The organism is Pseudomonas sp. NPDC089530 (genome assembly GCF_050280705.1).
Taxonomy (GTDB): Bacteria; Pseudomonadota; Gammaproteobacteria; order Pseudomonadales; family Pseudomonadaceae; genus Aquipseudomonas.
In genome coordinates this window covers 15,955-27,929 of sequence record NZ_JBNNVU010000030.1, presented here as the reverse complement: position 1 = coordinate 27,929, position 11,975 = coordinate 15,955, and the positions used below count along the sequence as shown (strand labels likewise).

General features: G+C 64.9%; 11 protein-coding genes. 8 read left to right on the top strand and 3 right to left on the bottom strand.

The window, feature by feature from the left end; all coding sequences use genetic code 11:
- The first annotated feature begins 111 nt into the window (after positions 1-111).
- Both ACQKQA_RS13885 and ACQKQA_RS13880 read left to right on the top strand, forming a co-directional pair.
- Positions 112-390 carry a DUF1145 domain-containing protein gene (locus ACQKQA_RS13885; protein ID WP_427558172.1) on the top strand — a complete coding sequence of 93 codons (279 nt, stop codon included), beginning with the start codon at positions 112-114 and terminating at the stop codon, positions 388-390.
- The gene (locus ACQKQA_RS13880; RefSeq protein ID WP_427558169.1) at positions 383-1,141 is read left to right on the top strand and encodes a collagen-like protein; all 759 of its coding nucleotides are present in this window, start codon (positions 383-385) and stop codon (positions 1,139-1,141) included. Before ACQKQA_RS13885 ends, ACQKQA_RS13880 begins: the two co-directional genes overlap by 8 nt.
- 86 nt (positions 1,142-1,227) lie before the next feature.
- Here ACQKQA_RS13880 and ACQKQA_RS13875 read toward each other — a convergent pair whose 3' ends face one another.
- Positions 1,228-1,692 carry a CopD family protein gene (locus ACQKQA_RS13875; RefSeq protein ID WP_427558166.1) on the bottom strand — a complete coding sequence of 155 codons (465 nt, stop codon included), beginning with the start codon at positions 1,690-1,692 and terminating at the stop codon, positions 1,228-1,230.
- Between the two features lie 98 nt (positions 1,693-1,790).
- Between ACQKQA_RS13875 and dinG the strand changes: the two genes are divergently transcribed.
- The 5 genes from dinG (at position 1,791) to pdxH (ending at position 9,769) form a co-directional block, all read left to right on the top strand.
- Positions 1,791-3,935, top strand: coding sequence for an ATP-dependent DNA helicase DinG (gene dinG, locus ACQKQA_RS13870; RefSeq protein ID WP_427558163.1), 2,145 nt, complete (start codon positions 1,791-1,793; stop codon positions 3,933-3,935).
- A 93-nt stretch (positions 3,936-4,028) separates the two neighbouring features.
- On the top strand, positions 4,029-6,440 hold the full coding sequence (locus tag ACQKQA_RS13865) for a beta-agarase (RefSeq protein ID WP_427558161.1): 2,412 nt from the start codon (positions 4,029-4,031) through the stop codon (positions 6,438-6,440).
- A 186-nt stretch (positions 6,441-6,626) separates the two neighbouring features.
- Positions 6,627-7,772: a serine hydrolase domain-containing protein gene (locus tag ACQKQA_RS13860; protein ID WP_427558158.1), complete on the top strand. Its 1,146-nt coding sequence runs from the start codon at positions 6,627-6,629 to the stop codon at positions 7,770-7,772.
- A 141-nt stretch (positions 7,773-7,913) separates the two neighbouring features.
- Positions 7,914-9,089 (top strand): OmpA family protein, encoded by a 1,176-nt coding sequence (locus tag ACQKQA_RS13855; protein ID WP_427558155.1) that lies wholly within the window; start codon positions 7,914-7,916, stop codon positions 9,087-9,089.
- 32 nt (positions 9,090-9,121) lie between these two features.
- Positions 9,122-9,769, top strand: coding sequence for a pyridoxamine 5'-phosphate oxidase (pdxH, locus tag ACQKQA_RS13850; protein ID WP_427558152.1), 648 nt, complete (start codon positions 9,122-9,124; stop codon positions 9,767-9,769).
- Positions 9,770-9,781: 12 nt separating this feature from the next.
- Here the strand turns inward: pdxH and ACQKQA_RS13845 are convergent, their stop codons facing one another.
- Positions 9,782-10,018, bottom strand: coding sequence for a hypothetical protein (locus ACQKQA_RS13845; protein WP_427558149.1), 237 nt, complete (start codon positions 10,016-10,018; stop codon positions 9,782-9,784).
- Between the two features lie 174 nt (positions 10,019-10,192).
- Here ACQKQA_RS13845 and ACQKQA_RS13840 point away from each other — a divergent pair, with 174 nt between their 5' ends.
- Positions 10,193-10,657, top strand: a complete 465-nt coding sequence (locus ACQKQA_RS13840; protein ID WP_427558146.1) for a glycine zipper 2TM domain-containing protein — start codon at positions 10,193-10,195, stop codon at positions 10,655-10,657.
- A gap of 81 nt (positions 10,658-10,738) precedes the next feature.
- Here the strand turns inward: ACQKQA_RS13840 and nhaA are convergent, their stop codons facing one another.
- A complete protein-coding gene (gene nhaA / locus ACQKQA_RS13835; protein ID WP_427558143.1) occupies positions 10,739-11,926 on the bottom strand; it encodes a Na+/H+ antiporter NhaA in 1,188 nt (395 codons plus the stop codon).
- Positions 11,927-11,975: the final 49 nt, after the last annotated feature.

Here is an 11,975-nt window from a genome sequence, read left to right as displayed (position 1 = left end):
ATGGGCTACCCAGGAGCGTTTATGTGACGGGAGAATTTTCGCCACCCTCTGGCTTATCCCTCGCCTAAGTCGTTACTGTGCGCGCAAAGAAAAACTCGAAAAGGGGGGCATATGAAGGTGTTTTGGGGGCTGGGCAAGGTGCTGGCGCTGTTGTTCTGGTTGCTGGTGCTGGTCAATCTGGTCGATCCGCTGGTCCATCCGATTCATTTACTGGTCAATCTGACGGGCGGCGTGTTGCTGCTGGTCCATCTGCTGGAGTTGCTGCTGTTCAACGGCCGCCTCAAAGGTCGCGCCCACCCTTGGCGGGATCGCCTGCAGATTCTGCTGACCGGTATTTTCCACCTGCAAACCCTCAAGGCGGCCAAGCCCGAGGAGGTCAGCCATGCGTAAGCTCTGTCTGCTCGCGGCGCTGTGCAGCCCGTTGGTCCAGGCCCAGGTGATGACGGTCGAGACCAACTCCCTGATGCGCCTGCCCAATACCACCAGCAGCCTGCAACTGGAACGCCTGGAAGTGGCCGACTACGGCACCTTGCTGGTTCCGGCGAATGTCACCGAGCTCAAGGTCGGCGAGTTGCGCCTGGGGCGCGAAGCGCGGATCGCCATCGTTCCTGGCGAGCAAAGCCTGCAATTGAATGTCCATCATGCCGACCTGGGCGTCGGCAGCCAGATCACCTCCCGCGGGGCTCCCGGAACTTACGAGAAACCGGCCAAACCCGGGCGCAACCTGAATCTGCGCATCACCTCGCTGCAGGCCGGGGAACTGTCGGTGGATGCCCGTGGCGGTACTGGCGCGCCGGGCTATGTCGGTCTCGATGGTGGCAACGGTGAGGAGCCGGGTTGCACCTGGGGCCAGGCCGGGCGGGGCGCCGATGGCGACAACGGCGGCGACGGCCAGCCGGGGGCGGCGGGAGCCCAGGTCCGGGTGGAGTTGCCCCGGGATTATCCGGCGCAGCAGATCAAGGTCTGGGTCGATGGCGGTGCCGGCGGCCTGGCCGGCGCGGGCGGCAAACCCGGAGCCGGGGGCAAATCCAAGGGTTGCTTCGTCTATCGTGCCGATGGCGGCAAGAGCGGTCGTCCTGGCGCCGAAGGCCAGGTTGGGCCGGCTGGCCCTGCGGGGTCGGTGACGGTGCAGCGTCTATAAGCAGGCTTCGAATATGAGGCGCCAGCTCTGACGCCATCGCGGGCAAGTCGGATCGCCGCCCGCGATGCTTTTTAGCGGCGTCCGCCTCAGAACATCGGCCTGGCCGCCGCCACGGCCACCAGTACCAGGCCGATGATCAGATTGATCCCCACCAATTTCCGAATGTTGCCCAGGGTCGCCGCCCCGGCCGGCCAGTCCTCGTCCGCCACCGCCTGGCGCAGCGTCGGCAGTTGCAACGACTGGATCCGGATAAACAGCGCGGTCATCACCACATACAGGCCCATCATCACCTGCACATAGCGCGGCGCGGTCTCGAACCCGCTGAAACGCAGGTGGATCAGGCCGACGCCGCTGATCGGCAGCACCACCACCGCGACCCAGACCCAGACGAAAAACCGCGGAAACACTTCGCTCCACAACTTCAGTCGCGCCGGCCCTTCAAGGGCGGCCACCGCCGCCGGGCGCAGCACCATCCAGGCGAAAAACATGCCGCCGACCCAGACCAGGGCGGCCAGGACATGCAGGGCATAAACAAGGGCAAAGGCGGTCATTCGGGTACTCCGTTCTGCGCAGGATGAATTAGCGGGGTATGATAGCGGCCGATCCGAACCACTGAAAATTTATCCAGCGTTTCTCGCGCCCGAAGAACATGATCAGCAACGAACTCAAAACCACGATCCAGGGCGCCTATTCGCGTTTTCTCGAAGCCAAGAGCCTGAAGCCGCGTTATGGCCAGCGCCTGATGATCGCCGAAGTGGCCAAGGTCCTGGGCGATGTCGATACCGACGACGAGGGCCGGCGCTCTGGCGACCCGGCTGTAGTGGCCGTGGAAGCCGGCACCGGTACTGGCAAGACCGTGGCCTACAGCCTGGCCGCGATTCCTACCGCCAAGGCCGCCGGCAAGCGCCTGGTGATCGCCACCGCCACCGTCGCCCTGCAGGAGCAGATCGTTTACAAGGACCTGCCTGACCTGATGCGCAACAGCGGGCTGAACTTCAGCTTCTCCCTGGCCAAGGGCCGCGGTCGCTACATGTGCCTGTCCAAGCTCGACATGTTGCTGCAGGAAGGCCACGCGCAGACCGCCACCGCCCAGCTGTTCGAGGAAGAAGGCTTCAAGATCGAGGTCGACGAGGCCAGCCAGAAGCTGTTCACCAGCATGATCGAGAAGCTCGCCGGCAATAAATGGGACGGCGACCGTGACAGCTGGCCGACCGCCCTGGAAGACGCCGACTGGGCGCGCCTGACCACCGACCACAGCCAATGCACCAACCGCCATTGCCCGAACTTCGGCCAGTGCGCCTTCTACAAGGCCCGCGAAGGCATGGGCAAGGTCGATGTGATCGTCACTAACCACGACATGGTCCTGGCCGACCTGGCCCTGGGCGGTGGCGCCGTGTTGCCGGACCCGCGCGACACCCTGTATGTGTTCGACGAGGGCCACCACCTGCCGGACAAGGCCATCGGCCACTTCGCCCATTACACCCGCCTGCGTTCCACCGCCGACTGGCTGGAACAGACGGCCAAGAATCTCACCAAACTGCTGGCCCAGCACCCGTTGCCGGGGGACCTGGGCAAGCTGATCGAGCAGGTGCCGGAGCTGGCGCGGGAGATCAAGACCCAGCAGCAGTTCATGTTCACCATGTGCGAGCAGATCGCCGACTTCAAGACCGGCGAAGACATGGAAGGCCGCGAGCGGCCGCGCCATCGGTTCGTTGGCGGGCTGATCCCCGACGCGATGCGGGAAATGGGCATCGAGCTGAAAAAGGGCTTCTCGCGCCTGACCGACCTGTTCACCCGCCTGACCGAGCTGCTCAAGGAAGGCATGGACGGCGAGGTCAACATTGGCATCGCCAGTAACCAGGCCGAGGAGTGGTACCCGCTGTTCGGCAGCCTGCTGTCCCGGGCCTCGGGCAACTGGGAGCTGTGGACCGCCTTCACCACCGAGGACCCGGAAGACAACCCACCGATGGCGCGCTGGCTGACCCTGGCGGAAAGCGGTTCGCTGTTCGACATCGAGGTCAACGCCAGCCCGATCCTTGCCGCGGAGATGCTCCGGCGCAACCTGTGGAACGTGGCGTATGGCGCCCTGGTAACCTCCGCCACCCTGACCGCCCTGGGCACGTTCGACCGCTTCCGGATGCGCGCCGGGCTGCCGAAAAAGGCTGTGACGGCGGTGGTGCCCAGCCCCTTCCATCACGCCGATGCCGGTGTGCTGCGGGTTCCCGACCTGCGCGCCGACCCGCGGGATGCGGCGGCCCATACCGCGGCGATCATCCGCGACCTGCCGGAGCTGGTGGAGGGCTCGCGGGGTTCCCTGGTGCTGTTCTCGTCGCGCAAGCAGATGCAGGACGTGTTCGACGGCCTCGACCGCGACTGGCGCAAGCAGGTGTTCATTCAAGGCAACCTGTCGAAACAGGAAACCCTGAACAAGCACAAGGCGCGGGTCGACGGCGGCGATTCCAGCGTGCTGTTCGGCCTGGCCAGCTTCGCCGAGGGTGTGGACCTGCCCGGCGCCTACTGCGAGCACGTGGTGATCGCCAAGATCCCGTTCTCGGTGCCGGACGACCCAGTGGAGGCGGCGCTGGCCGAGTGGATCGAGGCCCGGGGCGGCAACCCGTTCATGGAGATCTCGGTGCCCGACGCCTCGCTCAAGCTGGTCCAGGCCTGCGGGCGCCTGCTGCGTACCGAGCAGGACCGCGGCACCATCACCTTGCTGGACCGGCGCCTGGTCACCCAGCGTTATGGCAAGGCTATCCTCAATGCCTTGCCGCCGTTCCGCCGCGAGATTTCCTGAGCACGGCCGGCCCGCGGGCCGGCTGCGCTGTCCATTGCATGCCACTGATTGCACACAGGCCGCTGGCCGGCCGTTAAGGAGCACCAGGTCCCTATGATTCGCCGTTCGTTGCCCGCTGTCCTTGCCCTGTTGTTCGCCACGCCGCTGCTTGCGGCGCCGGTGGGCCAACAGACGCTGTTCAACTTTGTCCGGCCCGCCGATGTGGTGCGGGTGGCGACACAGGATGCCAGCCTGCCGCAATCCAACGCGGAGCAGACAGCCGAAGGCGAAGTACTGCGCCGGGTGACGTTCAACCCGGTGGCGCAACCCAGCCTGCGCCTGACCCCGCAGACCGGCGCTTGGGACTGGTCCCAGGCCGGGGTCATGAGCCTGCGCATCCAGAGCGCGATGGACTGGGCCCTGACCTTGTATGTGAAGATCCAGAGCAATGACGGCAAGACCCTGGTCAGTCGGGTCGACTTGCCGGCCGGTCCGGCGCAGACCTTGCTGGTGCCGCTGGTCGCCAGTTCGGCGCTGAGCCAGGGCATGAAGGCCGGCCCGCCGATGCCCATGACCTTCGACGGCCAGCGCGTGCTGCTGGCCAGCAGCGAAGGCGAACTCGACCGCAGCCAGGTGGTGTCGGTGACCTTGTCGATGGACCGGCCGAAAGTCGCCCAGAGCATCCTGCTCGAACGTTTTGGCGTGCAGGACGGCGACGCGGTGGTCAAGGCGGCCTACGGTGGGCTGGTGGATGCCTATGGCCAGTCGACCCGGGCCCGGTGGCCGGAGAAAGTCGCCAGCGACGAACAGCTCAAGGCCGCCGCGGCCAAGGAGCAGCAGCAACTGAAGACCTGGCTGGCCGAGCGCGAGCGCGCCTCCCTGGATACCTACGGCGGCTGGAGCAAGGGGCCGGCCTTCAAGGCCAGCGGCTTCTTCCGCACCGAGAAACGCGACGGCCGCTGGTACCTGGTGACGCCAGAGGGGCATCCGTTCTACTCCCTGGGCGTCAATGCGGTAGCGGCGGAGAACAGCCAGACCTATGTCGCCGGTCGTGAGTGGATGTTCGCCCCATTGCCAAATGCCGGCGAGCCTCTGGCCGGTTATTACGGCGAAGGCGACAACCGTGGCGGCAATGGCGCCGACCGGGGCCGTGCCTACAACGCCGGACGCTGGTACGACTTCTATGGCGCCAACCTGCAGCGTACCTACGGCGTTCCCTGTACGCCGGGCAGCGTGGCGGATGCCGCGAAGGCCGAGGCCCATGAGGCCCCGCCGGAGCCGGGCGCCGAGCCAGCGGCCACTGCGCCTTGCCCCGCCGAGGCCCTGGACCAGAAACGCTGGGCCAGCCATACCCTGGATCGCCTGCAGGCCTGGGGTTTCAACACCATCGGCAATTGGAGTGCGCCGGCCCTGGGCCTCAACGATCGGGTGCCTTACACCCTGCCGCTGTCGATCGTCGGCGACTACGCCAGCATCAGCACCGGCACCGACTGGTGGGGCGGTATGCCCGACCCGTTCGATCCGCGCTTCGCCATGGCCACCGAGCGCGCCGTGGCCATTGCCGCCCGGGATCACCGCGACGATCCGTGGCTGATCGGTTACTTCGCCGACAACGAACTGGCCTGGGCCGGCCCCGGCGACGACCCCAAGGCACGCTACGCCCTGGCCTACGGCACGCTGCGCATGACCACCGACGTGCCGGCCAAGCGCGCATTCCTCAAGCAACTGCGCGACAAGTACCGCAACCAGGAAGGCCTGTCGAAAGCCTGGGGCATCAACCTGACCGCCTGGGAGCTGATGGAAGACCCGGGGTTCGAGCCGCCGTTGCCGAGCCCGGAACATCCGGAGATCGAAGCCGACTTCCAGTACTTCCAGAAGGTCTTTGCCGATACCTACTTCAAGACCATTGCCGATTCGCTGCAGTGGCACGCGCCGAACCACCTGCTGCTGGGCGGGCGTTTCGCCATCAGCACCCCCGAGGCCGTGGCTTCCTGCGCCCAGTACTGCGATGTGTTGAGCTTCAACCTGTACACCCTCAAGCCCCAGGACGGTTACGACTTTGCCCGGCTGAGCGCGCTGGACAAGCCGGTGCTGATCACCGAGTTCAACTTCGGCTCCAGGGATCGCGGCCCGTTCTGGGGCGGGGTGACCGAGCTGGCGAAGGAGGAGGACCGTGGCCCGGCCTATGCCCAGTTCCTCAAACAGGCATTGAGCGAGCCTTCGATTGTCGGCGTGCACTGGTTCCAGTACCTCGATCAACCGGTCACCGGGCGCCTGCTGGACGGCGAAAATGGTCATTTCGGTCTGGTGGGCATCACTGATGTGCCGTTCCAGGGTTTTGTCGACAGTGTGCGCAAAGGCAACCTGCTGGCCCTCGACCAGTTGGCCAAGGACGCCGCAAAGGCCGCGGTGGTTGCGGACAAGGCCGCCGGCCATGGGGCCGATGGCGGCAAGCCAGGCCATGCCGGCAAGGGCGCCGGGCAGGGTGGCGGCCATGCGGGCGGTCATTCGGGGAACGGCCATTGATCGCTGAACCAGGCCTGTAGGGCCTGGTCCCCTGGCGCGGGCCGGCCCGTGTTGCGTTCAGCACCGGCGGTTTTCTGAACAATTCTTCCCGGCGGCGTGTCACCGGACTCGCCTCTGTTCCCAAAACCTTCAAGGGCTGGAACAATGCGCTCCACTTTGTAGAGCAGGGTTGCGGGGGAGTCACGGGTGCAGATTCAGGGTCATTACGAGCTTAAATTCGAGGCGGTGCGCGAAGCGTTCGCGGCCCTCTTCGAGGATCCCCAGGAGCGTGGCGCGGCGCTGTGCATTCAGATCGGCGGGGAAACCGTGGTCGACCTGTGGGCCGGCACCGCCGACAAGGACGGCCACGAGGCCTGGCACAGCGACACCATCGCCAACCTGTTTTCCTGCACCAAGACCTTCACTGCGGTCACAGCCTTGCAACTGGTGGCCGAAGGCAAATTGCAGCTGGACGTGCCAGTGGCCAGGTACTGGCCCGAGTTCGCCGCGGCGGGCAAGGACGCGATCACCCTGCGCCAATTGCTCTGCCACCAGGCCGGGTTGCCGGCCCTGCGTGAGCTGCTGGCGCCGGAGGCCCTGTACGACTGGCAAACCATGGTCGATGCCCTGGCGGCGGAAGCTCCTTGGTGGACGCCTGGCGAAGGCCATGGTTATGCCGCCATCACCTACGGTTGGCTGGTGGGTGAGTTGCTGCGCCGGGCTGACGGGCGTGGTCCGGGGGAATCCATCGTGGCGCGGGTCGCCCGGCCGTTGGGGTTGGACTTCCATGTCGGCCTGGCCGACGAGGAGTTCTATCGCGTGGCGCATATCGCCCGGGGCAAGGGCAACGTCGGCGATGCCGCCGCCCAGCGCTTGCTGCAGGTGACGATGCGCGAACCCACGGCCATGACCACCCGGGCGTTCACCAATCCACCGTCGATCATGACCAGCACCAACAAGCCGGAATGGCGGCGCATGCAACAGCCAGCGGCCAATGGCCATGGCAATGCCCGCAGCCTGGCCGGGTTCTACAGCGGCCTGCTCGATGGCAGCCTGCTGGAAGCGGACCTGCTGCAAGAGCTGACCCGCGAACACAGCGTCGGCATGGACAAGACCCTGTTGACCCAGACCCGTTTCGGCCTGGGCTGCATGCTTGACCAGCCGCAGGTGGCCAACGCGACCTTCGGTCTCGGCGCCCGGGCTTTCGGGCATCCGGGGGCGGGTGGCTCCGTCGGTTTTGCCGATCCTGAGTACGATGTAGCGTTCGGTTTTGTCACCAATACCCTGGGCCCTTATGTCTTGATGGATCCAAGAGCACAGAAATTGGTGAGGGTTTTGTCGGATTGTCTGTAAAAAAGTTGCCGTTCAGAACTTTTTTGCTTAAACCTTATTGAAAAGCTGCAGGCAGGAACCCTGTGGCTTTTATACTTTCCAAGCGTCTGTTTGTACGGTTCGTAGAGACCGTAATATTTGATCTCATTTTGTGGATATCCCATGTCGTCGAACAAGTCCCTAGCCTTGGCTCTTTGCCTCACTGTTACCGGTTGTGCACAAACCCCACAAAATGACGCAGATGGTGGCCACTGGTGGTCTTTCGGTTCCGATAAGGCCGCCACCAAGGAAGCCGCGCAGCCGGTCGAAAAAGCCGTTGCCAGCGAAGCTTCCGCGGCCAAGTCTGCCGCGGCTTCGACCGCCAAGTCCGCGACCGCTCCTGCTGCGGCCAAGGTCGAAGCGGCAGCCGCCAGCGCCTCCGCTGCACCCGCTGCCAAGGCCGAGGAAGCCGGCAAATGGTGGTGGCCGTTCTCTTCCTCGGATGCCGCCAAGGACGCGACCAAGGCGCCAGTAGCCGACGCCAAGGCCAAGGCGGAAGCGGCGACCGCGGCGCCTAAGGTTGCCAAGGCTGACACCGGCAACTGGTGGTGGCCTTTCAACCAGACGCCCAAGGCCCCGACCAAGGCAGACGTGAAAGACATTCCGATGCCGGATCCGAAAATCACCCAGGCCTGGCTGGACGACTACGAGCCGCGCCTGCGTGAAGCGATCAAGGACAGCAGCCTGAAACTGGAACGCCGCGAGAACACCCTGGTGGTGATTGCTGCGGTCGACGGTTCGTTCAACCCGGATCGTCCGGCCATGTTGCTGCCGGTCACCCTGAACCCGTTCACCCGCGTAGCCAAGACCGTGGGTACCGACCCCAAGACTTCCGTGCTGGTACTGGGCCATGCCGACGCCACCGGCGTCGCGGCCGACAACCAGAAGCTGAGCCGCGACCGCGCGCAGTCCGTCGCCGCGATTTTCAGCCTCACCGGCCTGAAGCAGGATCGCCTGATGCTGCGCGGCATGGGTTCGGTGATGCCTCGCGCCGCCAACGACAGCGCCGCGGGTCGCGCGCTGAACCGTCGGGTGGAAATCGTCGTCACCCAGCGCAGCACCATGCTGGCCCTGCTGAGCAAGTACAACCAGCCGACTCCGCCAGCCGCTGAACTGATGGCCGTGCAGGATGTGAAGCCCGCCGCTCCCGCTGCTTCGACGAAGAAAGCCGTTGCCGGGAAAAAAGCCGCTCCAGCGAAAAAGGCCCCAGCCAAGAAGCCTGTAGCCAAGAAAGCCGACGCCAAGAAAACCACCACCGCCAAGGCGTCGACCAAGACATCTGATCAGGCGAAGAAGTGATTCATCAGGCATCGGGCAAAAAGGAAAGTGCAATGACCCAGGGGCTGGCGGACATGCGCCGCGACTACACCCGTGACGGACTGACCGAAGCCCAGGCTCCGGTCGAGCCCTTCACGCTGTTTCATCGCTGGTTTGCGGAGGCGGTGAAAACCGAGCAGCCGCCGGTCGAAGCCAACGCCATGACCTTGGCGACCGTGGACGAAGAAGGGCGGCCCCACTGCCGGATCCTGCTGCTCAAGGGGCTGGACGAGCAGGGCTTCACCTTCTTCACCAACTACGACAGTGCCAAGGGCCAGCAACTGGCCGCTCGGCCTTTTGCCGCCATGACCTTCTTCTGGCCAGCCCTGGAGCGTCAGGTGCGGATCGAGGGCCGGGTGGTCAAGGTTACTTCGCAGGAGTCCGATGCCTACTTCCAGGTACGTCCGCTGGGCAGCCGCCTGGGGGCCTGGGCATCGCCACAGAGCCAGGTGATCGCCGATCGCTCGGAACTGGAAGCCTTGCTCAAGAACACCGAGGAACGCTTCAGCGATACCCAGCCCCATTGCCCCGAACACTGGGGCGGTTATCGCCTGCTGCCCGAGCGCATCGAGTTCTGGCAAGGGCGTGCCAGCCGTTTGCACGATCGCTTGAACTACCGCCTGCAGGGGGCCGACTGGGTGCGCGAGCGCCTGGCTCCCTGAAGCAGCATCAGGTCATTCGCCGGGATAACCGGCCGCGGCGGCTTCCAGCCACTGCGGCAGGTCCCGGCGTTTTACTTTCTGGCGCTGGGCATTGGCCAGCTGTTGCAGCATAAAGGTCTTTTTCTTCTCGTCCGTACCGGCCAGCGACAGCGCCAGGTCCCGGTCCGTCCAGCGCTTGATCCGCGCATACAGCCACCAGTGGAAGTACAGGCCGGCAACGGTGGTCACGACAATGATGAAATAATCCATGGAAAATCCTTGGGTCAGTGGCGCAAGGCGGGAAATAAACGCTACCGTGTGTAGCGTTTCTTATGCCCAGGCAGTCTGTACTGCTGCTGAATGGAACCAATTTTATCCCGGCGATGCCGTGACAGACGTCAAGCTGCGGAGTCTAATGCCCATCTGTCCTTTGGAGTTGATCCTATGCGTAAGTCTGTTTTGCTGGTTGCTTCCTTTTCCACGATGGCCATGTTGCTCACCGGTTGCCAATCCAACCTGACCGGCGACTCGTACTCCCGTGACGAGGCGCGTCGCGTGCAGACCGTTCGCATGGGCACCATCGAATCCCTGCGTCCGGTGAAGATCGAAGGCACCAAGACCCCGATCGGCGGCCTCGCCGGTGCAGCGGTCGGCGGCGTCGGCGGCAGCGCCATCGGCGGCGGCAAAGGCAGCATCGTGGCCGCGGTCGTCGGTGCCGTGGCTGGCGGCCTGATCGGTTCCGCCACCGAGGAAGGCCTGACCCGTACCCAGGGCGTGGAAATCACCGTGCGTGAAGACGACGGCAGCATGCGTGCCTATGTGCAACAGGTTCAGGAAAACGAAGTGTTCCGCGTCGGCGAGCGCGTGCGCATCATGAGCGTCAACGGCACCAGCCGCGTCGCGCACTAAGCGTTAAACCGCCGCAAAACAAAACCCCGGGCAGGCAACTGGTCGGGGTTTTGTGTTTTCAGCCCAGGGCAACGCCGACGGTCAGGCCGGTAGTTGCGGGTTCTTGCGGCTGGCCGCGGCCGTGACGGCGTAGCCGATCAGGGCGGCGAAGAGCGATCCGGTGAGGATGCCCATGCGATCCATGCCGGCGTATTCGCTACTACCAGGCACGAAGGCCAGGGAGCCTACAAAGAGACTCATGGTGAAGCCGATCCCGCACAGAATCGCCACGCCCAGCACTTGGCCCCAGTTGGCGCCGCCGGGGAGGGCGGCCAGGCCCATTTTCACTGCCAGCCAGGTCAGGCCGAACACGCCGATGGTCTTGCCCAGCAGCAGGCCGATGGCGATGCCCATGGGCACGTAGTGGGTGAAGCTTTCCACGGTGATGCCCTGCAGCGACAGGCCCGCGTTGGCGAAGGCGAACAGCGGCAGGATGCCGTAGGCGACCCAGGGGTGCAGCGCATGCTCCAGGCTCAGCAGCGGCGAAGGCTCGGCGTTGCGGGTGCGCAGCGGGATGCAGAACGCCAGGGTGACGCCGGCCAGGGTCGCATGGACACCGCTCTTGAGCACGCAGACCCAGAGAATCAGGCCGACGATCATGTACGGGCCGAGCTTCACCACCCCCAGGCGGTTCATCGCCACGAGCGCCACCAGGCAGGCCGCGGCGAGCAGCAGCGACAGGGTCGACAGGGCGCCGGAGTAGAAGAGCGCGATGACGACGATCGCCCCCAGGTCGTCGATGATCGCCAGCGTCATCAGGAACAGCTTCAGCGACACGGGCACCCGCTTGCCCAACAGGGCCAGCACGCCCAGGGCGAAGGCGATGTCGGTGGCCATGGGGATCGCCCAGCCACCGAGCGCCGGCGGGTTGTCCTTGTTGAGGAACCAGTAGATCAGCGCGGGCACCACCATGCCGCCGATGGCAGCGGCGCCGGGCAGGACGATCTGCGACGGCTTGGACAGGTGGCCTTCGAGGACTTCCCGCTTGACCTCCAGGCCGACCAGCAGGAAGAACATGGCCATCAGGCCGTCATTGATCCATAGCAGCAGGGGCTTGGCGATTTTCAGGGCGCCGATCTGGGCGACCACGGGGGTGTCCAGCAGGCCGCTGTACAGCCACGACAGCGGGGAGTTGTTGATGATCAGGGCAAGCACGGCAGCGGCAATCAATAGCAGACCGCTGGCAGCTTCCAACTGAAAGAAACGCGTGAAAGTGCTACGCAGAGGCAAGGTCGCTCTCCATCAGAAAACTAAAAAGGTGGCACACCCTAACCCGTAC

What these genes read in the sequence shown, in the direction of transcription:
- ACQKQA_RS13880 (WP_427558169.1), top strand. Translation starts at nt 383, where the DNA reads ATGCGTAAGCTCTGTCTGCTCGCGGCGCTGTGCAGCCCGTTGGTCCAG.
- pdxH (WP_427558152.1), top strand. Translation starts at nt 9,122, where the DNA reads ATGACCCAGGGGCTGGCGGACATGCGCCGCGACTACACCCGTGACGGA.
- ACQKQA_RS13855 (WP_427558155.1), top strand. Translation starts at nt 7,914, where the DNA reads ATGTCGTCGAACAAGTCCCTAGCCTTGGCTCTTTGCCTCACTGTTACC.
- ACQKQA_RS13840 (WP_427558146.1), top strand. Translation starts at nt 10,193, where the DNA reads ATGCGTAAGTCTGTTTTGCTGGTTGCTTCCTTTTCCACGATGGCCATG.
- ACQKQA_RS13875 (WP_427558166.1), bottom strand. Translation starts at nt 1,692, where the DNA reads ATGACCGCCTTTGCCCTTGTTTATGCCCTGCATGTCCTGGCCGCCCTG.
- dinG (WP_427558163.1), top strand. Translation starts at nt 1,791, where the DNA reads ATGATCAGCAACGAACTCAAAACCACGATCCAGGGCGCCTATTCGCGT.
- ACQKQA_RS13865 (WP_427558161.1), top strand. Translation starts at nt 4,029, where the DNA reads ATGATTCGCCGTTCGTTGCCCGCTGTCCTTGCCCTGTTGTTCGCCACG.
- ACQKQA_RS13845 (WP_427558149.1), bottom strand. Translation starts at nt 10,018, where the DNA reads ATGGATTATTTCATCATTGTCGTGACCACCGTTGCCGGCCTGTACTTC.
- ACQKQA_RS13885 (WP_427558172.1), top strand. Translation starts at nt 112, where the DNA reads ATGAAGGTGTTTTGGGGGCTGGGCAAGGTGCTGGCGCTGTTGTTCTGG.